The following is an 18,808-nucleotide window of genomic DNA, read 5'->3' on the forward strand; positions in this document are numbered from 1 at the left end:
ACTATGGGAACGAGGTCGTGCCACTGCCGACTCGGCAGCGGGCGCATTCGGGGAGGTCGCCGTTGTCCACGCAGCCGAAGCACCCTATGCAGCAGTGGCCCGATCCGGTGCCGCTCCGGAAGACCACGCCGATGGACCGGCGGCAGCCCCCGACCGGCGCCGCTGTTCCGGCGGCGCCGGGAGCGGCCACCGCGATGCGCGCGTCCCACGCGGACCGCGAACGCACCGTGGACGTGCTCAAGGCGGCCTACGCGGAGGGCCGGCTGACCTCGGCGGAGTACGACGACCGGGTCGAGCTGGTCTACCGCTCGCTCACCTACGGCGAGCTGTCCGGTCTGGTGGCGGACCTGCCCAGCGGTCCGATACCGGTGCCGTACCTGACTCCGGCCCCGTTGCTGCCGGCCGCCTTCGTGCCGTACCCGCCGGTGTACCTGGGCGCGCCGCATCCGTACCCCGCCCCCTACGCCAACCCCTTCGCGGCGCCGCCGCGCCGGCGCCGGACGAACCAGCTGTCCGGGGTGGCGCTGGCGCTGGCCATCGCCGAGATACCGACCTTTGGCCTGACCGCCCTCCCGGCGTTGATCTGCGGCCATGTGGCGCGGCAGCAGATCAGGGAGCGGGACGAGGAGGGCGACGGCATGGCCACCACGGCCGTGGTGCTCGGCTGGCTCGGTGTGGCGCTGTGGGTGTTCGTGTTCCTGGTCGCGGTGCTGGCATCCCACGGCGACCCCGGATCCGCCGTCCCGGCCCCGCCGCCTCCCGGCGGCTGACGCCGGGGCCGGTTCCCGCGCGGCGCGGGAGCGCCACGGCGGAGCGGCGCGGCGCCGGCGCCACCTCGCGGCGGCGCCCGGCGGCGCCCGGCGACCCCGCTACCGTCGTGACGTCGATGCACACTCTCGCCGGGGCCGCAAATCGGGCCCCGGGCCTCTCTGCGGCACCACGCTGACCTGCGTCTCCCCATTTGTTTTGACCCGCGCCGATGCGCTAGGTACGCTCTGACCTTGTGCCTGGGGTGTCCCCGGGTCTCTTGTGCGTGCGTGCATTTTGCCAGCCGCCGCGTCATGGGAACCGCGCTTCCACACCGCTCCTCCGCGAGGAGTCGAGGGGAATGGAAAGCGCTCGACACACCCGACCGCGTGGGTCGGACGTCGGCGAGACACAACCAGGGTAGTTTCACCAGAGATGGCACAGAGAAGACGGAGAAACGGTGCCTACGATCCAGCAGCTGGTCCGAAAGGGCCGGCAGGACAAGGTCGAGAAGAACAAGACGCCCGCACTGAAGGGTTCCCCTCAGCGTCGCGGCGTCTGCACGCGTGTGTACACGACCACCCCGAAGAAGCCGAACTCGGCCCTTCGTAAGGTCGCCCGTGTGCGCCTCACCAGCGGGATCGAGGTCACCGCTTACATTCCGGGCGAGGGCCACAACCTGCAGGAGCACTCCATCGTGCTCGTTCGTGGCGGCCGTGTTAAGGACCTGCCGGGTGTGCGTTACAAGATCATCCGCGGCTCCCTTGACACCCAGGGTGTCAAGAACCGCAAGCAGGCCCGCAGCCGCTACGGCGCCAAGAAGGAGAAGTAAGAATGCCTCGTAAGGGCCCCGCCCCGAAGCGCCCGGTCATCATCGACCCGGTTTACGGCTCCCCTGTGGTGACGTCGCTCGTTAACAAGATCCTCCTGCACGGCAAGCGCTCCACCGCCGAGCGCATCGTGTACGGCGCCCTCGAGGGCGTCCGCGAGAAGACCAACGCAGACCCGGTCGTCGCGCTCAAGCGCGCGCTGGAGAACGTCAAGCCGACCCTTGAGGTCAAGTCCCGCCGTGTCGGTGGCGCGACCTACCAGGTGCCGGTCGAGGTCAAGCCCGGCCGTGCCAACACCCTGGCGCTGCGCTGGCTCGTCGGTTACTCCCGCGCCCGTCGCGAGAAGACCATGACCGAGCGTCTGCTCAACGAGATCCTGGACGCCAGCAACGGTCTGGGTGCCTCGGTGAAGCGTCGCGAGGACACGCACAAGATGGCCGAGTCCAACAAGGCCTTCGCGCACTACCGCTGGTAGTCCGAACCCCGTCAGAAATAAGAAAGAGAGAGACGAGCCACCATGGCTGCAACCTCCCTTGACCTTGCCAGGGTCCGCAACATCGGGATCATGGCGCACATCGACGCGGGCAAGACGACCACCACCGAGCGGATCCTGTTCTACACCGGTGTCTCGTACAAGATCGGTGAGGTCCATGATGGCGCAGCCACCATGGACTGGATGGAGCAGGAGCAGGAGCGCGGCATCACCATCACGTCTGCCGCGACGACCTGCCACTGGACCGTTGATGATGTGGACAACACCATCAACATCATCGACACCCCGGGTCACGTCGACTTCACCGTCGAGGTGGAGCGCTCGCTGCGCGTGCTCGACGGTGCCGTCACGGTGTTCGACGGTGTTGCCGGTGTCGAGCCCCAGTCCGAGACGGTGTGGCGTCAGGCTGACCGCTACAACGTCCCGCGTATCTGCTTCGTCAACAAGCTGGACCGCGTCGGCGCGGAGTTCTTCCGCTGCGTCGACTCGATCATCGACCGTCTGGGTGCGACCCCGCTGGTCATGCAGCTGCCCGTTGGCGCCGAGGCCGACTTCCTCGGTGTCATCGACCTGGTGAAGATGAAGGCCCTGCTCTGGTCGGCCGAGGCCGCCAAGGGCGAGATGTACGACACCGTCGACATCCCGGCCTCGCACGCCGAGATCGCCGAGGAGTGGCGGGCGAAGCTCATCGAGACCGCCGCCGAGGGCGACGACGAGCTGATGGAGCTGTTCCTGGAGGGCGAGGAGCCCACCGAGGAGCAGTTGATCGCGGGTATTCGCCGCGGCACCATCGCCGGTAACTTCACCCCGGTGTTCTGTGGCACCGCGTTCAAGAACAAGGGCGTCCAGCCCCTGCTCGACGCGGTCGTGAAGTACCTGCCTTCCCCGATCGACGTCGAGGGCGTCATGGGCCACAAGCCCGGTGACGAGTCGGTGGAGATCTTCCGCAAGGCCTCGGACGACGAGCCGCTGTCGGCGCTGGCGTTCAAGATCATGTCCGACCCGCACCTGGGCAAGCTCACCTTCATCCGGATCTACTCCGGGCGTCTTGAGGCCGGCACCGCCGTCCTCAACTCGGTGAAGGGCCGCAAGGAGCGCATCGGCAAGATCTACCGCATGCACGCCAACAAGCGTGAGGAGATCGACTCGGTGGGCGCCGGCGACATCGTCGCCGTCATGGGTCTGAAGCAGACCACCACCGGTGAGACCCTCAGCGACGACAAGAACCCGGTCATCCTGGAGTCCATGGACTTCCCGGCCCCGGTCATCCGCGTCGCGATCGAGCCGAAGTCGAAGGGCGACCAGGAGCGTCTGGGCGTCGCGATCCAGCGGCTGGCCGAGGAGGACCCGTCCTTCCAGGTCAACACCGACGAGGAGACCGGCCAGACCATCATCGCGGGTATGGGCGAGCTGCACCTTGAGGTGCTGGTCGACCGTATGAAGCGTGAGTTCCGGGTCGAGGCCAACGTCGGCAAGCCGCAGGTCGCCTACCGCGAGACGATCCGCAAGGCCGTCGAGCGCATCGACTACACGCACAAGAAGCAGACCGGTGGTTCCGGCCAGTTCGCGAAGATCCAGATCGCGATCGAGCCGCTGGAGACCGCCGAGGGCTACGAGTTCGTCAACAAGGTCACCGGTGGCCGCGTGCCGAAGGAGTACATCCCCTCGGTCGACGCCGGTGCGCAGGAGGCCATGGAGTTCGGCGTGCTCGCCGGTTACCCGCTCCAGGGCGTCCGCGTGATCCTGCTGGACGGTGCGTCGCACGACGTCGACTCCTCGGAGCTCGCGTTCAAGATCGCCGGCTCGATGGCGTTCAAGGAGGGTGCCCGCAAGGCGTCCCCCGTGCTGCTTGAGCCGATGATGGCCGTCGAGGTCACCACGCCCGAGGACTACATGGGCGATGTCATCGGCGACATCAACTCCCGTCGTGGCCAGATCCAGGCCATGGAGGAGCGCAGCGGCGCCCGGGTCGTCAAGGCTCTCGTCCCGCTGTCCGAGATGTTCGGCTACGTCGGCGACCTGCGCAGCAAGACGTCGGGCCGCGCCAGCTACTCGATGCAGTTCGACTCGTACGCCGAGGTTCCCCGGAACGTGGCGGAAGAGATCATCGCTAAGGCCAAGGGCGAGTAGTCACGGAGTCCGTCCGGCGCCGTGAGGTGCCCGGACATTCCGGGATCTATCACCCCTTAGGCTGTAGGAGGAGTCCCGGGGGCGTCGCGAACAGCGACGTCTCCGGGCCCCCTCCGGCCCCCACCCCAGGGCCGGCACCGCGCGCAGCCCAGCTGCCGGGACCGGCGCGAATCCAGACCACCTGACGTCGTACGGCGTACAGAACCAGTCCTCAGGAGGACCCCAGTGGCGAAGGCGAAGTTCGAGCGGACGAAGCCCCACGTCAACATCGGCACCATCGGTCACATCGACCACGGTAAGACGACCCTTACCGCGGCGATCACCAAGGTGCTGCACGACGCCTACCCGACCCTGAACGAGGCCTCGGCCTTCGACCAGATCGACAAGGCGCCGGAAGAGCGTCAGCGCGGTATCACCATCTCCATCGCGCACGTCGAGTACCAGACCGAGGCGCGTCACTACGCCCACGTCGACTGCCCCGGTCACGCGGACTACATCAAGAACATGATCACCGGTGCCGCCCAGATGGACGGCGCGATCCTGGTCGTGGCCGCCACCGACGGCCCGATGCCGCAGACCAAGGAGCACGTCCTCCTGGCCCGCCAGGTCGGCGTCCCCTACATCGTCGTCGCCCTGAACAAGGCTGACATGGTGGACGACGAGGAGATCCTGGAGCTCGTCGAGCTCGAGGTCCGCGAGCTGCTCTCCGAGTACGAGTTCCCGGGCGACGACCTTCCCGTCGTGCGCGTCTCGGCGCTCAAGGCGCTTGAGGGCGACAAGGAGTGGGGCGACAAGCTGCTCGGCCTGATGGCCGCTGTGGACGAGGCCATCCCCACCCCGGCCCGCGAGGTCGACCTGCCGTTCCTGATGCCGATCGAGGACGTCTTCACGATCACCGGTCGTGGCACCGTCGTCACCGGCCGCATCGAGCGTGGCGTGCTCAAGGTCAACGAGACTGTCGACATCATCGGCATCAAGGAGACCAAGACCACCACCACGGTCACCGGCATCGAGATGTTCCGCAAGCTGCTCGACGAGGGCCAGGCCGGTGAGAACGTCGGTCTGCTGCTCCGTGGCATCAAGCGCGAGGACGTCGAGCGCGGCCAGGTCATCATCAAGCCGGGTTCGGTCACGCCGCACACCGACTTCGAGGCCCAGGCCTACATCCTGTCGAAGGACGAGGGTGGCCGTCACACCCCCTTCTTCAACAACTACCGCCCGCAGTTCTACTTCCGCACCACGGACGTGACCGGCGTCGTGACCCTCCCCGAGGGCACCGAGATGGTCATGCCCGGTGACAACACCGCCATGACGGTCGCGCTGATCCAGCCGATCGCCATGGAGGAGGGCCTGAAGTTCGCCATCCGTGAGGGTGGCCGCACCGTCGGCGCCGGCCAGGTCACCAAGATCATCAAGTAATTGATGCTCTGACCTGCCTGCACCAGCAGCGCACCAGGGGGCCCCGCGGCATCATGTGATGCCGCGGGGCCCCCTGCGCGTTCCGCCCGGACATATGCGCCCGGACACACACGACAGCCCCCTGGGATGCGCCGTCGGCGCTCCCCCAGGGGGCTGTCGCGGTCCTGCCTGCCCTGCCCCGGCTACGCCTCGGGCTTGGCGCTCACGCAGACGAACTCGTTGTAGCGGAACAGCTTCCCGGCCAGCCGCGGCAGCGGGAACGAGTACGTCCTGCGCACGTCGATGCCCGCGTCGGCCGCGATCGCCCGCAGCACGTCGAAGTCGACCCAGCGGATGTGGGTGGCGTCGCTCGCGAAACCCGCCTCCTGCGGGGTGATCATGACCACCCGTCCGCCGGGGCGGACATAACGCAGGTAGTCCTGCAGCAGCGACTCGGTGCCGGCCTTGTCGATGTGCTCCAGCACATGCGAGATCAGCAGCGAGTCGAAGGACCCCGGCACCGCGTCCGCGCTGGCGGCGAACTCCTCGGGCGTGTACGCGGTGAGCCCCCGTGACCGGGCCGTGGCGACCGAGTGGGCGTTGTGGTCCACCCCGACGCCGATGCCCCGGTTGTGCAGCAGATTCCGTCCGAGGCCGCAGCCGATGTCGAGCATCCGGCCGAGCTTGAGCCGGCGCAGGTGTGCGCGGTACGGCGCCTGGGCAGGGATCAGGCGGCGCAGTCCGGAGCTCTCCAGGCTCAGCAGGCGGTCGGTGTACGACTCGTCTGCGGTCGAAGGTTCTTGCTGGATCGCGTCGGGCGACGTCATACCGAACTCCCGGAATAAGGGCTCTCACGCATAGCTGGTGAGAGAGTATGCACATAGACGCGCACAGGGGAGGGGGTTCCTGTTCCGTTTTTTCAGCGGGTGCGCAGGCCCTCGACGAACGAACGGCACTCCTGGTAGCGCGGCAGCAGCCCTGATTCGAGGGCCGAGGCCAGCGAGGGGGCGGCGGCGTCCCGTGCGGAGAGCTGCGGGGCGTCGGTCGGCCAGGCGATGGCCAGGTCCGGGTCCAGCGGGTGGATCCCGTGCTCACCGGTCGGGTTGAAGGTCTCCGAGACCAGGTAGCTCAGCGTGGCGTCGTCGCTGAGCGCGCAGAAGCCGTGACCGAGGCCCTCGGAGATGTAGACCGCGCGGCGGTCCACGTCGTCCAGCCGGACGGCCTCCCAGGTGCCGAAGCTCGGGGAGCCCACCCGGATGTCGACGATCACGTCCAGCACCGCGCCGCGGATGCAGCTGACGTACTTCGCCTGCCCGGGCGGCACGTCGGCGAAGTGGATCCCGCGGACCACGTCGGCGGCCGAGACCGACATGTTGGCCTGGGCCAGCCGGAGCGGGTGCCCCACGGCGTCGGCGAGATGATCGAAGCGGTACCACTCCATGAACATTCCGCGCGGGTCGCCGTGCTGCTGCGGGGTGATCTCCCAGGCGCCCTCGATGCTCAGCGGCCGGATCTTCATGCGTCTTCCTTCTCGCTCAGCAGGCCGAGCAGATACGTCCCGTACCCGCTCTTCAGCAGCGGTTGGGCCAGTTCCCGGAGCTGCTCGTCGGTGATCAGGCCCACCCGCCAGGCGACCTCCTCGACACAACCGACCTTGAGGCCCTGGCGTTGTTCGAGGACCCGGACGTACTCGGAGGCCTGCACCAGCGACTCGAAGGTGCCAGTGTCCAGCCAGGCGGTTCCCCGGTCCAGAACTGTCACCCGAAGTTCACCCTGCTTCAGGTAGACCTCGTTGACGGCGGTGATCTCCAGCTCGCCCCGGGCGCTGGGCTTCAGGTCGCGGGCGATGCCGACCACGCGGTTGTCGTAGAAGTAGAGGCCGGGGACGGCGAAACGGGACTTGGGCTTGGCCGGCTTCTCCTCGATGGAGAGCACCGTGCCGTCGGGGGCGAACTCCACCACACCCAGCGCGCTCGGGTCCGCCACCGGGTAGGCGAACACCCGGCCGCCGACCAGGCCGTCGTTCTCGGCCAGCCGCGTGCCCAGGCCGCTGCCGTGGAAGATGTTGTCGCCGAGCACCAGCGCCACGGACTCGTCGCCGATGAAGTCGGCGCCCAGCACGAAGGCCTGGGCGATCCCCTCGGGGCGCTCCTGGACCGCGTACTGGAGCCGCAGGCCCCACTGCGAACCGTCGCCGAGCAGGCGCTGGAACTGGTCCTGGTCCTGCGGTGTGGTGATGATGAGGATCTCGTTGATCCCCGCCATTATCAGAGTGGTGAGGGGGTAGTAGATCATTGGTTTGTCGAAGACCGGCATGAGCTGTTTGGACACGGCTCGGGTGAGGGGCCAGAGTCGCGAGCCGGTGCCGCCCGCCAGGAGGATGCCACGCATGGGCGTAACTCTAGGTCCCTGCGGAGGGGCGGCGCTCCCTGGGCCCGGCTAACCCTGCTGGGTCAGCGCCGGAGCGGGCCCGTATAGTGGCGGGCACTATGCGCATCCTTGTCACCGGTGGCGCCGGGTTCATCGGCTCCGAGTTCGTTCGTCAACTGCTGTCGTCGTCCCGCGTCGAGCCGGACCTGCGGGTCACGGTGCTGGACAAGCTGACCTACTCCGGCGTCGAGGCCAACCTCGCCGCGGTCGCAGACCACCCCGGCTACGCCTTCGTGCGTGGCGACATCTGCGACCCGGAGGTGGTCGACCAGGTCATGGCCGGGCAGGACGCGGTGGTGCACTTCGCCGCCGAGTCCCACGTCGACCGGTCCATCGCCGGGGCCGGCCCCTTCGTCACCACCAACGTGCTGGGCACCCAGGTACTGCTGGACGCCGCCCGCAAGCACGGCGTGGGCCGCTTCGTCCACGTGTCCACGGACGAGGTCTACGGGTCCATCAGCGAGGGCTCCTGGACCGAGGAGTGGCCGCTGCAGCCCAACTCCCCGTACTCCGCCTCCAAGGCCGGCTCCGACCTGCTGGCGCTGGCCTACCACCGCACCCACGGCATGGACGTGGTGGTCACCCGCTGCTCCAACAACTACGGGCACTACCAGTTCCCCGAGAAGGTCATCCCGCTGTTCACCACCAACCTGCTGGACGGGCAGAAGGTGCCGCTCTACGGCACCGGTGGCAACATCCGCGACTGGCTGCACGTCTCCGACCACTGCCGCGGCATCGAGCTGGCGCTGCGGAAGGGCCGGGCCGGCGAGGTCTACAACATCGGCGGCGGCACCGAGATCACCAACAAGGAGCTCACCGGCCTGCTGCTGGACGCGGCCGGGGCCGGCTGGGACATGGTGGTCCCGGTCGAGGACCGCAAGGGCCACGACCTGCGCTACTCCCTGGACATCAGCAAGATCAGCGAGGAGCTGGGCTACGCCCCGCAGGTCCGCTTCGAGGACGGTCTGGCCGCCACCATCGCCTGGTACCGGGACAACCGGGACTGGTGGGAGCCGCTGAAGCAGAAGGCGGCGCTGGCCCAGTGAGCACGCCGCAGCAGCCGAGCCGCTGGCTCGTGGTCGGCGCGGGCGGGATGCTCGGCCGGGACCTCGTCGAGGTGCTCTCCGCCGACCCCGCGATCGCCGACCCCGCGATCCGGGTGGAGCAGCGGACCCGGGCCGAGCTCGACATCACCGACCCGGCCGCGGTGAGCGCGGCGGTCGCCGGATGCGACGTCGTGGTGAACGCGGCGGCCTGGACCGACGTGGACGGCGCCGAGACGGCGGAGCCCGCCGCCACGGCCGTCAACGGCACCGGGGTCCGCAACCTCGCGGCCGCCTGCGCCGGCACCGGCTCGCGCCTGCTGCACCTCTCCACCGACTACGTCTTCCACGGCGACGGGACCCTCCCGTACCGCGAGGACGCGCCGACCGACCCGATCAACGCCTACGGCCGGAGCAAGCTGGCCGGCGAGCGGGCCGTGGCCGAACTGCTCCCCGAGCACGGCTACACCGTGCGGACCGCCTGGCTCTACGGCGAGCACGGCGCCAACTTCGTCGCCACCATGCTGAAGCTGGCCGCCCAGCGCGACACCCTGGACGTCGTCGAGGACCAGCACGGGCAGCCGACCTGGTCCTACGCTCTCGCCCAGCAGCTGCGCGAGCTGGGCCTGGCGGCCCTCGCCGGCACCGCGCCGGCCGGGGTCTACCACGGCACCGCCTCCGGCAGCACCACCTGGTTCGGTCTGGCCAGGGCCAGCTACGAGCTGGCCGGTCTGGATCCCGAGCGGATCCGGCCCACCGACTCCACCGCCTTCGTCCGCCCGGCGCCCAGGCCCGGGTACAGCGTGCTGGGTCACGACCGCTGGGCGGCGGCCGGACTGAAACCCCTGCCGCACTGGCGGGAGAGCCTCGACGAGGCCCTGCGCCGTCCCGCCTTCGCGGCACTGGCCCGGGCCGCACACAGTCCACAGAGCCCCGGATGACCAACCCGCTGGCGAAGCTGCTGAGGGTCATCCCGCCGGGCACCCACCTGGTCATCGGCGGCACGATGATCCTGGGTGCGGCGTCGTACATCCAGATCTCGGTCGCCGGCCACGCCCTCAGCGGCGATCCCCAGCAGGCGGTCTCCGAGCTCTGGTCGCTGGTGATGACGCTGAGCCTCGGGCTGTTCTTCCCGATCGAGCAGGAACTCACCCGGGTGGTCGCGGCCCGCGTGGTGCGGGGCGAGGGCGTCGCACCGGTACTGCGCCGGGCCGCAGCGCTGACGGTGGGGCTGCTGGCGCTGATCGGCCTGGCACTGGCCCTGGCCGCGGGTCCGCTCGCGGACACCTTCTTCGGCCGGGACCGCGCACTGGTCTGGGCCTTCGCGGCATCGCTGGCGGGCATGGCGCTGGTCTACCTGACCAGGGGCATCCTGGCCGGCCTGGGCCTCTTCGACGCCTACGGCGTCTCGCTGGGCCTGGACGGGCTGCTGCGCATCGTGCTGGCCGGTGCGCTGTTCCTGGCCGGCAGCCACTCCGCACTGGACTACGCGCTGGTGCTGGCCGCCGCCCCGCTGGTGGCGATGCTGGCGACGCTGCGGACCACGCTGCGCGGCTGCCGTCCCGGCCCGCCGATGCCCTGGCGCGAGCTGTTCCAGAACATGACGATGATGATCTGCGGCTCGGTGCTGGCGCAGGTGATCGTCAACGCCGCCGTGATCACCACCGCGCTGGTCACGGTGGACAAGAGCCTCACCTTCGCGCTGCTCAGCGCCGGTGTGCTGTGCCGGATCCCGCTGTTCGTGTTCGGCTCGCTGCAGCCGACCCTGATGACCGGCCTGTCGACCTCCGCCACGGCGGGGGACCGGGCCGGGTTCCGCCGGATGCTGCTGCAGACCTGCGCGGTGATCGGCGGTCTGGGCCTGCTCGGCGCGGTCCCCGCGGTGTTCGGCGGCTCCTGGCTGATCTCGGTCTTCCTCGGCGCCAAGGACATCCTCGGGCCGATGGACTTCTTCTGGTTCTCGGCCGGGACCATGTGCTACATGCTGGCGATGGTGCTGGGCCAGGCGCTGATGGCGCTGGGCCGGCACCGCTGGCAGATGATCGGCTGGCTGCTGGGGACCGCGGTTCTGGTCGCGGTCACGGTGGCCCCGGGTCCGGTTGCCACGAGAGTCGAGGTAGCCTATGCCACTGGTTCACTGGTGACTGCTCTCTGCATGCTGCTCGCCCTGGTCCGAGGCGTCGCCCAGCCGGCCTCCGGTCCGACGAACTACGGAAAAGCGGCAGCTTCGGCGCTGGAGAACGCATGACCCGGCCATTCCCTCACCTCGGAGACGCAGTGAACGATTACCACGACACATGGCTGGTGATCCCTGTCTACAACGAGGGACAGGTCATCGCCGACGTGGTCGAGCAGGCACTCAAGGTCTTCCCCAACATCGTCTGCGTGAACGACGGCAGTTCCGACGACTCGGCGGAGCGGATCCTCGGCACCGGCGCACACCTGGTCCAGCACCCGGTGAACCTCGGCCAGGGCGCGGCGCTGCAGACCGGTCTCGCCTACGCCCTGGCCCAGCCCGGGGCGGAGTTCTTCGTCACCTTCGACGCGGACGGCCAGCACCAGACCCCGGACGCCGAGACCATGGTCGCGCTGCTGCGTTCGGACGCCGCGGACGTGGTCCTCGGCTCCCGCTTCATCGAACAGACCGAGCAGGTGCCGATGCTGAAGCGGGTGGTGCTGCGCACCGCGGCCGCGGTCAGCCCCACGGCCCGCCGGCTGAAGCTCACCGACTCGCACAACGGACTGCGCTCGCTCAACCGCAAGGCGGCCTCGCAGCTCCGGATCACCATGAACGGCATGGCGCACGCCTCGGAGATCGTCGGTCTGCTGGCCCACTCCGACCTGCGCGTCACCGAGGTCCCGGTGGACATCCTCTACACGGACTACTCGCGGGCCAAGGGCCAGTCGCTGCTCAACGGCGTCAACATCCTCTTCGACATCTCTCTGAGGGAGCGTGGGCGCCGATGAAGGGCACCCTGCTGATCCAGCTGATCCTGCTCCTGGGCGCCGGGTCGATGCTGTTCCTGTTCATCTGGCGGTGGCACACGGCGCACACCCGCGCCTGGAAGCGGATCGCCTTCTTCGTCTTCGTGGTCGCCAACGTGTACGCGGTGCTGCGCCCGGACGACGTCACCTGGGTGGCCCACCACCTCGGCGTCGGCCGTGGCACCGACCTGGTGCTGTACCTGCTGGTGGTGGCGGTCTCCTTCTACGCGCTGAACACCTACATGCGGTTCCGCTCGCTGGAGAAGCAGGTCACCGACCTGGCCCGGGCGGTCGCGCTGCGCGACGCGATGCTGCTCAACAGCGAGCGCCTGAGCAGCGGTCAGCTGAGCGGCGGGCATCTCGTCACCGAAAGCCTCGACCCGCAGGCCGAGGTACGGAGCACCGCGTCCTCGTCGTCCTGACTATTGGCGTCCTGAACACCGTCGGCTGAAGCACCCACGAGGCGAGACATTCCCATGCCCCTGTTCGACATCATGTTGCCCTACTACGGGGATGTCGCCCTGATGCAGGGGGCGGTGCGCAGCGTCCTCGCCCAGAGCGATCCCGACTGGCGGCTCACCGTCATCGACGACGGCCGGGAGCCGGGCGTGCCGGAGTGGTTCGCCGCTCTCGGTGACGACCGGGTGCGCTACCAGCGCAACCCGGAGAACCTGGGGATCACCCGCAACTTCCAGAAGTGCGTGGATCTGCTGGAGCTGGAGCGCGCGGTCATCATGGGCTGCGACGACCTGCTGCATCCGCACTACCTGGCGACCGTGCGGTCGTTGCTGGAACGGCACCCGGGCATCGGCATGGTCCAGCCCGGGGTCGAGGTGATCGACGGCACCGGCCTGGTCGTCGACGGTCTGGCCGACAAGGTCAAGAAGCGCCTCTACGCACCCTCGGTCGACGGCAGCCGGGTGATGGGCGGTGAGGAGCTGGCGGCCAGCGTGCTGCGCGGCAACTGGCTCTACTTCCCCTCCATCTGCTGGCGCTCGGACGCGGTCAAGCCGGTCAACTTCCGCGACGGGCTGTCCGTGATCCAGGACCTCGCCCTGGTCATCGACCTGCTGCAGGCCGGCGAGCAGATGGTCGTCGACACCGAGGTGGTCTTCCAGTACCGCCGGCACGCGATCAGCGAGTCCTCGGTGCAGGCCTTCAGCGGCACCCGCTTCACCGAGGCCGAGCGCTACTTCCACGAGGTCGCCGAGCGCCTGGACGCCCAGGGCTGGCCCAAGGCGGCCCGTGCGGCCCGCTTCCACAGCGCCTCCCGGCTGCACGCCCTGACCATGCTGCCGGGCGCACTGCGCCGGGGCGGGGTCGACGGCGTCCGCACCCTCGCCTCCCACGCCTTCAGCTCCGGTTCGTCCACCGGCTGACGGGAGTTCACGGGGGAGTGCGGGGACGGGCTCGCGGCCGTCGCGGCCTGGAGATCACAGGTTAGGCACACAAGGGGGCTCTGCCGGACCGGTCACGGATCCTCCTGCAGGCTGTTGCTAAGTTACCCGAGCGGCAGGCCCGGCCGTTCACGGCAGCAGGACACCTGCCCCGTTCGATGGCCGGAGGTCGTGCACGCCCTCCCCAGCAGAGAGAAGTCGTTATGGAGACCCTGAGCCCGGGGCGGACGGACCGCCCGGAGGGGACGCCGCCGAAGGCGGCGCCGCGTGGCCGGGCGTCGTCGGCGATCGGCGGCAGGCCCCTTCCCGGATGGGCTCCGGCCGCGCTGGAGATCGCCGCGAGCTTCACGGTCGCCCTCGGCTTCCTGCTCTGGATCTACCTCACCGTCCGGGTGAACCCCATGATCCGGATCGGACAGGTGAGCGGTCTCGCCGAGCTCCAGCTCAAGGCGGCGTTCGTCGGTCTGCCGATTCTGGGCGTGCTGACCGCCACCGCCTTCCGCGGCCCGCTGCACCGCTTCGCCCTGGTGCGCCGGCTGGCGTGCGCCGCGCTGGCGGGCCTGGCCAGCGGGATGATCGCCGGTGGCGTCGCCATCATGCTCAACGGCACCCCGTGGGCGCTCGGCGCCCAGTCCGGGGACCCGGGCGGCGTCCAGGGCATGGCCCTGGAGATCATGCGCGGCCACCTGCCCAACATCTACCCGCCGGGCTTCCCGGCGGCGGTGGCCGGCTGGGCCGACCTGTTCCGCAACGGGCACGTCGGCTATGCGATGAAGGACCTGCAGCTGCTCTGCTCCGCGCTCGCGGGTCCGGTCACCTACGTGGTCTGGCGCAAGCTGCTCAGCCCGGTCTGGGCGCTGGTCATCTCCGCCACCGCGGTGGTGGTGTTCCTGGACCCGATCCGGCCGTACAGCCATCAGGTCATGTTCGTGCTGCTGCCGCTGGCGATCATCTTCCTGCGCGGCATCGGTCGGCTTCCGCAGTGGACGACCAGGGCCGCGCTGACCCGGGCCGGGCTGATCGGCGTGGCCTTCGGCCTGCTCTTCCTCTGGTACTCCGGCTGGTTCCTCTGGTCCCTGCCGGGCCTGGTCGTGCTGACCGGCTTCCTGATCCCCTGGCGCGCCGGCAAGCAGGCGCTGGTCCGGGTGGGCACCTACATAGGCGTCACCGCGCTCGCCGCGGTGGTCGTCGCCGCACCGCTGGTCTGGAACGTGCTGCGGGAGGGTGCCAGCACCCCGGACCGCTTCGCCTACTACGACGTCTACATGGATCCGGCGTACGTCATGGGCTGGCACACCGACCGGCCCGGCGTGATGGGCGCGGGGACCTGGATCGCCAACACCGACGGCAGCCTGGCGGGGCAGAGCGCCTTCACCCTGCTGCTGCTGTTCGCGGTGGCCCTCGCCGTCGCCCTGGGCCTGCGGCTGCTGCTGGTACGGGCGACCCTGACGGTGCTGGTCAGCGCCTGGCTGATGCGGTTCTGGTTCGCGGCGCACATGGCGCAGACCCAGAGCGTGCAGCTGTACCCGCGGACCACCTGGCTGATCATGTACTGCCTGATCATCCTCGGGGTCCTGGGGATCATGCTGACCGGACGGGCCGTGCTGCGGCTGCTGGAGCACCTGGGGCAGGACCGTCCCGAGGGCAGCCCGCTGCGCGTTCCCCGCACCCTCGGCCGCCGGCTCGCCGCCGCGGCGGTCTGCGTGACCGCCCTGTTCGGGACCATGGGCGCCTCCTGGTCGGTGAACCGCTACATGCCGGTCGACCCCAGCCTGTCCAGCGCGCAGAACATGGGCGTCGACGCCTGGCGTTCGCAGACCAAGCAGACCTGGGAGGGCACCTGCTCCCGGTTCGCGCCCGGGCACACGTGCACCAAGCCGTGGATCACCACCCCGCCGCCGCGGGTGGCGCCCAACCCGTTGCTGTACTGCTCGGGCATCACCACCGGCGAGTGGTGGGACACCTGCGGCCACTCGATGAAGGCCGCGACCGCCATCCCGAAGAAGAAGTAGGCAGGCGAGGAAGCCGGCTACGACCAACGCCCCCCGGGTCACCCGGGGGGCGTTCGTCGTAGCAGCGGGGCCCGCTCCGCGTGCTTCGTTCGTACGGGTCAGCCGGCGACCGGCTGCGGTGTGCTGGTCTGCAGTCCGTCCTGTCGTGCGACCCCGCCGGACCGCGTCGGCACGAACGCCATCACCAGCAGTGCCTGGCAGCCGAGCAGCAGCCCGTAGGCACAGACCCAGAGCACCCAGGTGCCCGGCGGCTGCCAGTGGGCGTGCAGCGGGATCAGCGACCCGTGGCTGCCGACCAGGTAGCGGCGCAGCGCCCAGAAGAACGCCATCAGGTCGGCGAAGGCGAGCACCACGATCGACACGCCCACCAGCCGGCCGAGGACCGCGGTGGCCAGCGGGTCGTACCTGGCGATGGTGAAGGCCGCGAGGATCGGCAGTCCCGCGGCGAAGGGCAGCAGATAGCGCCCCTGCCAGATCGGGCCGAGCTGGGCCTCGGCCGCGCCGGCGAGCATGGGCACCAGGAAGATCCCGATCGCGATCCCCAGCATCGCCAGGCCTTCACGCCACCGGCCGCAGGCCCAGGCCAGCAGCACCAGGCCGACGATCACGCCGGGCCAGAGCAGCATGGTCACCTCGGGGGAGGGCGCGTCGAGCCAGCCGAAATCGCCGACCATGTGGACGATGAAGCGCGGCGTGAGGTTGAAGGTCCATTTGGCGACCTGGCCCGCGGTCATCATCTTTCCGCCGGTGGACGAGTTGTCCGGGTGCGTCATGTTCCACACCTCGCCGCCGAGCAGCGCCGCACCGGCGATCGCGGACCAGAACCACAGGGCCCGGCGGCGGAGCACCGCCCGGAGGGTTCCGCGTTCGGCGACCAGCAGCGCGCAGGCCAGCGCGGCGGCGACCCAGGCCAGGCCCAGCGGGCGGATGCAGAACAGCGTCGCCGAGGCGATGCCGGCCCTGGCCAGCCGGTGCTTCAGCAGCAGGGGGTCGGGAGCCATGAAGACCGAGAGCAGCGAGGCCCAGGCGAGAATCCCGGCGGAGCACTCGACCGAGTTGGGATTGACCACCCCGCCGAGGAACAGCACCATCGGAGTGGCCGCGCCGCAGACTCCCAGCACCGCCGCCCCCGGGCGGCGCCACTCGCTGGCGGTGACGACCGCGCTCGCCAGCAGCGCGGCGCAGATCGCCGCGGTGAGCAGGCGCATCGCGTAGAGGCCGTCGAGGCCGTTGAGGAACAGCGTGGGCCAGCCGACGGCGAGGTAGTACAGCGGGTTGTAGCGGCCCGCCGCGGTGGTCATGTCGGTCAGCTGGCTGCCGCCGTGGAACGAGGAGGCGCAGCCTGCGGGGATCCACGACCGGTCGGAGTAGCAGTCGTGCATGGCGTTCAGCGACAGGTAGCGTTCGGGCAGCCGGATGCCGGTGACGATCTCCTCGCGGGGGATCCCCGCGACCGTCGTCTCGGAGCGCACGTCCGGGCCGTTGAACTCGCCCCGGACGACCGAGGCGGCGCGGGTGATGTGAGCGGGCTCGTCCGGTGCCGCGGTCATCGGCGAGGCGAAGCTCCAGCACGCCATCAGAGCGAAGAAGAGGGCGAAACCGGCGAGCCAGACGCGACGGCGACTCGCGGTTGCCCTCAGCCCGATGGCGCCGAGTAGCGAGGACATCTTGTACCAGTACCCCTTCGGTTCAGCCCGTGGGCCGGGTGTAGATCATGTTGAGCCAGGACTGGTCGCCGTCTTTCGAGCACTGCCCGTTCGGCGCGTACTTGGGACACTTCCCGTTGACCATGCGCACGGTCTGCGAGACCCAGGGAAGGATCTGGTAGGTGTTGGTCTTCTGCGGCATGTAGCGGTCCGACTGCGCCGAGCCCATGGAGCCGAGCAGCATCAGCAGGCCGCAGAAGACGCCGATCACGGCGGGTCCGCGCCGGGGCAGCCGGGCGCCCCAGCGGCGTACCGCGAGCCACACGGCCAGCCCGACGAAGACCAGGCCGCAGTAGAGCAGCTGGTTGTCGGTGCGGATCCAGAGCTGTACCTGGCCGGTGCTGAACATCTGCGAGGCGAAGTACATCCGCATCAGCCAGGCGCTGGTGAAGATGGCGACGCTGGCCACCACCACGGAGCGCCGCAGCCCCAGCCACAGGGCCACGCCGAGCGCGACGAAGAGCAGCGCGGTGAAGACGCTGACCCCGCCGATCTCGCCGGGTGGCGGCCACTGGCCCACCTGCCCCGGCATGTCGGTCCGCCACATGGAGAAGAAGGCCGGGTCCGTGTAGGCGTCGAAGCCGTAGTCGGTGTCGGCGGTGCCGGAGTTCTGCAGCAGCACCACCACGTACCAGCCGGCCGTCGCGAGGAAGACGGCGGTGGTGGTGCCGAGGAAGGCGAGGCTCCGCAGCCGGCCGGCGCGTCCGTGGGCGCGCCAGGGGAACAGTGCCAGTACCGCCGCGAAGGTCCCCAGGGCGCTCCAGACGAACCAGCCGGAGTAGGTCAGCAGCAGCAGGGCCATCAGCAGGCCGAGGCCCGCTCCGGAGAGCAGCAGCGGACGCCAGTCCCGGGTCGCCGAGCGCCGGAACGCCCGCAGGAAGGCCGCGAGCACCGGCAGCAGCAGGATCAGCACGGTCGCGCTGTAGGGCTTGTAGGAGTCGATCAGCGCCATCATCGGGACCAGGCCCACGACGACGGACCAGAGCGGGCTGAGGATCATCCGCCAGCACAGGTAGGCCAGCGGCCCGGTGATCGCCGCGCCGAGTATCTCCAGGTCCTTGAACGCGTAGCCGGCGTTGCCGCCGTGGAAGTACTTGGCGAACACCGCGAGGCTGTACAGCGGCACCGGCGGGTACAGCGGCTCCGGGTTGGCCTGCCCGTGCATGATCGTGGTCGCCCACTCGACGATTCGGCCGCTGTCGCCGTTCAGCCCGAACATCGGCCACGGAGTGCCCAGCAACGAGACGACGGCGCCCGCCGCCACGAAACCGCTGGCCATGCCGGCCAGCGCGGCGCAGCTCAGCCGGGTCGCCACGTCGAAGTGCCGGCCGCCCCGGAACCGCCTGGCCGCCAGCAGCAGGCCGATCAGCACGATGCCGAGCAGGGTGAACCGCAGCTGGATCGCGGCCAGGCCGCTGACCGCGCCGAGCCGCGACATCGGGTTCACCGCCATGCCGCGGGCGAGCGCCGGGAGCAGCAGGCAGGAGGCGAAGGCCACCACCGCCTCGGCCGCGGTCAGCCTCCAGGTGCGGCCGCGCGCGCCGCGCCACAGGGCCGTCAGGGACCCGGGGGTGACCGGAGCGGTCTGCATCGTCATCGTGCTCACGTGGGCGTCCCGGGGGATTCGCGGAGTGTGG

General features: G+C 69.7%; 17 protein-coding genes. 12 read left to right on the forward strand and 5 right to left on the reverse strand.

Features of this window, described 5'->3' with window-relative positions; translation table 11 throughout:
• Positions 1 to 86 precede the first annotated feature (86 nt).
• From ABH925_RS16075 to tuf, 5 genes are all read left to right on the forward strand, one after another.
• A complete protein-coding gene (locus ABH925_RS16075; protein ID WP_370148441.1) occupies positions 87 to 770 on the forward strand; it encodes a DUF1707 and DUF4190 domain-containing protein in 684 nt (227 codons plus the stop codon).
• Between the two features lie 437 nt (positions 771 to 1,207).
• Positions 1,208 to 1,579 (forward strand): 30S ribosomal protein S12, encoded by a 372-nt coding sequence (gene rpsL / locus ABH925_RS16080; protein ID WP_014144289.1) that lies wholly within the window; start codon positions 1,208 to 1,210, stop codon positions 1,577 to 1,579.
• Between the two features lie 2 nt (positions 1,580 to 1,581).
• Positions 1,582 to 2,052, forward strand: coding sequence for a 30S ribosomal protein S7 (rpsG, locus tag ABH925_RS16085; protein ID WP_123497064.1), 471 nt, complete (start codon positions 1,582 to 1,584; stop codon positions 2,050 to 2,052).
• Between the two features lie 42 nt (positions 2,053 to 2,094).
• Entirely contained in the window at positions 2,095 to 4,200 is a 2,106-nt protein-coding gene (gene fusA, locus ABH925_RS16090; protein ID WP_370148444.1) for an elongation factor G, read from the forward strand.
• 225 nt (positions 4,201 to 4,425) lie between these two features.
• Positions 4,426 to 5,619 carry an elongation factor Tu gene (gene tuf / locus ABH925_RS16095; RefSeq protein WP_370148445.1) on the forward strand — a complete coding sequence of 398 codons (1,194 nt, stop codon included), beginning with the start codon at positions 4,426 to 4,428 and terminating at the stop codon, positions 5,617 to 5,619.
• A gap of 182 nt (positions 5,620 to 5,801) precedes the next feature.
• Here the strand turns inward: tuf and ABH925_RS16100 are convergent, their stop codons facing one another.
• The 3 genes from ABH925_RS16100 to rfbA form a co-directional block, all read right to left on the reverse strand.
• A complete protein-coding gene (locus ABH925_RS16100; protein WP_370148446.1) occupies positions 5,802 to 6,425 on the reverse strand; it encodes a class I SAM-dependent methyltransferase in 624 nt (207 codons plus the stop codon).
• A 92-nt stretch (positions 6,426 to 6,517) separates the two neighbouring features.
• A complete protein-coding gene (locus ABH925_RS16105) occupies positions 6,518 to 7,117 on the reverse strand; it encodes a dTDP-4-dehydrorhamnose 3,5-epimerase family protein (RefSeq protein WP_370148449.1) in 600 nt (199 codons plus the stop codon).
• Complete coding sequence (gene rfbA, locus ABH925_RS16110) at positions 7,114 to 7,989, reverse strand: glucose-1-phosphate thymidylyltransferase RfbA (RefSeq protein ID WP_370148450.1); 876 nt, start codon at positions 7,987 to 7,989, stop codon at positions 7,114 to 7,116. Before rfbA ends, ABH925_RS16105 begins: the two co-directional genes overlap by 4 nt.
• 98 nt (positions 7,990 to 8,087) lie before the next feature.
• Here rfbA and rfbB point away from each other — a divergent pair, with 98 nt between their 5' ends.
• The 7 genes from rfbB (at position 8,088) to ABH925_RS16145 (ending at position 15,465) form a co-directional block, all read left to right on the forward strand.
• Positions 8,088 to 9,074 carry a dTDP-glucose 4,6-dehydratase gene (gene rfbB / locus ABH925_RS16115; RefSeq protein WP_370148452.1) on the forward strand — a complete coding sequence of 329 codons (987 nt, stop codon included), beginning with the start codon at positions 8,088 to 8,090 and terminating at the stop codon, positions 9,072 to 9,074.
• A complete protein-coding gene (rfbD, locus tag ABH925_RS16120; protein WP_370148453.1) occupies positions 9,071 to 10,012 on the forward strand; it encodes a dTDP-4-dehydrorhamnose reductase in 942 nt (313 codons plus the stop codon). Before rfbB ends, rfbD begins: the two co-directional genes overlap by 4 nt.
• A complete protein-coding gene (locus ABH925_RS16125) occupies positions 10,009 to 11,319 on the forward strand; it encodes a lipopolysaccharide biosynthesis protein (RefSeq protein WP_370148454.1) in 1,311 nt (436 codons plus the stop codon). The genes rfbD and ABH925_RS16125 overlap by 4 nt, the downstream gene beginning before the upstream one ends.
• Before the next feature lie 29 nt (positions 11,320 to 11,348).
• Positions 11,349 to 12,038 (forward strand): glycosyltransferase family 2 protein, encoded by a 690-nt coding sequence (locus tag ABH925_RS16130; RefSeq protein WP_370148457.1) that lies wholly within the window; start codon positions 11,349 to 11,351, stop codon positions 12,036 to 12,038.
• Complete coding sequence (locus tag ABH925_RS16135; protein WP_370148459.1) at positions 12,035 to 12,478, forward strand: DUF2304 domain-containing protein; 444 nt, start codon at positions 12,035 to 12,037, stop codon at positions 12,476 to 12,478. The genes ABH925_RS16130 and ABH925_RS16135 overlap by 4 nt, the downstream gene beginning before the upstream one ends.
• 54 nt (positions 12,479 to 12,532) lie before the next feature.
• Positions 12,533 to 13,435, forward strand: coding sequence for a glycosyltransferase family 2 protein (locus ABH925_RS16140; RefSeq protein WP_370148461.1), 903 nt, complete (start codon positions 12,533 to 12,535; stop codon positions 13,433 to 13,435).
• A gap of 221 nt (positions 13,436 to 13,656) precedes the next feature.
• The gene (locus ABH925_RS16145; protein WP_370148463.1) at positions 13,657 to 15,465 is read left to right on the forward strand and encodes a hypothetical protein; all 1,809 of its coding nucleotides are present in this window, start codon (positions 13,657 to 13,659) and stop codon (positions 15,463 to 15,465) included.
• Between the two features lie 98 nt (positions 15,466 to 15,563).
• Here the strand turns inward: ABH925_RS16145 and ABH925_RS16150 are convergent, their stop codons facing one another.
• Both ABH925_RS16150 and ABH925_RS16155 read right to left on the reverse strand, forming a co-directional pair.
• Positions 15,564 to 17,132 carry a DUF2142 domain-containing protein gene (locus ABH925_RS16150; RefSeq protein ID WP_370148465.1) on the reverse strand — a complete coding sequence of 523 codons (1,569 nt, stop codon included), beginning with the start codon at positions 17,130 to 17,132 and terminating at the stop codon, positions 15,564 to 15,566.
• Between the two features lie 22 nt (positions 17,133 to 17,154).
• Positions 17,155 to 18,777, reverse strand: coding sequence for a hypothetical protein (locus ABH925_RS16155; RefSeq protein ID WP_370148468.1), 1,623 nt, complete (start codon positions 18,775 to 18,777; stop codon positions 17,155 to 17,157).
• Positions 18,778 to 18,808 lie beyond the last annotated feature (31 nt).

Origin of the sequence: Streptacidiphilus sp. EB129 (assembly GCF_041262645.1) — a bacterium.
Classification (GTDB): Bacteria; Actinomycetota; Actinomycetes; order Streptomycetales; family Streptomycetaceae; genus Streptacidiphilus.

Coding starts and splice junctions, on each gene's coding strand:
- ABH925_RS16075 (WP_370148441.1), top strand. CDS start 87: ATGCAGCAGTGGCCCGATCCGGTGCCGCTCCGGAAGACCACGCCGATG.
- rpsG (WP_123497064.1), top strand. CDS start 1,582: ATGCCTCGTAAGGGCCCCGCCCCGAAGCGCCCGGTCATCATCGACCCG.
- fusA (WP_370148444.1), top strand. CDS start 2,095: ATGGCTGCAACCTCCCTTGACCTTGCCAGGGTCCGCAACATCGGGATC.
- ABH925_RS16100 (WP_370148446.1), bottom strand. CDS start 6,425: ATGACGTCGCCCGACGCGATCCAGCAAGAACCTTCGACCGCAGACGAG.
- ABH925_RS16105 (WP_370148449.1), bottom strand. CDS start 7,117: ATGAAGATCCGGCCGCTGAGCATCGAGGGCGCCTGGGAGATCACCCCG.
- rfbA (WP_370148450.1), bottom strand. CDS start 7,989: ATGCGTGGCATCCTCCTGGCGGGCGGCACCGGCTCGCGACTCTGGCCC.
- rfbB (WP_370148452.1), top strand. CDS start 8,088: ATGCGCATCCTTGTCACCGGTGGCGCCGGGTTCATCGGCTCCGAGTTC.
- ABH925_RS16125 (WP_370148454.1), top strand. CDS start 10,009: ATGACCAACCCGCTGGCGAAGCTGCTGAGGGTCATCCCGCCGGGCACC.
- ABH925_RS16135 (WP_370148459.1), top strand. CDS start 12,035: ATGAAGGGCACCCTGCTGATCCAGCTGATCCTGCTCCTGGGCGCCGGG.
- ABH925_RS16140 (WP_370148461.1), top strand. CDS start 12,533: ATGCCCCTGTTCGACATCATGTTGCCCTACTACGGGGATGTCGCCCTG.
- ABH925_RS16145 (WP_370148463.1), top strand. CDS start 13,657: ATGGAGACCCTGAGCCCGGGGCGGACGGACCGCCCGGAGGGGACGCCG.
- ABH925_RS16150 (WP_370148465.1), bottom strand. CDS start 17,132: ATGTCCTCGCTACTCGGCGCCATCGGGCTGAGGGCAACCGCGAGTCGC.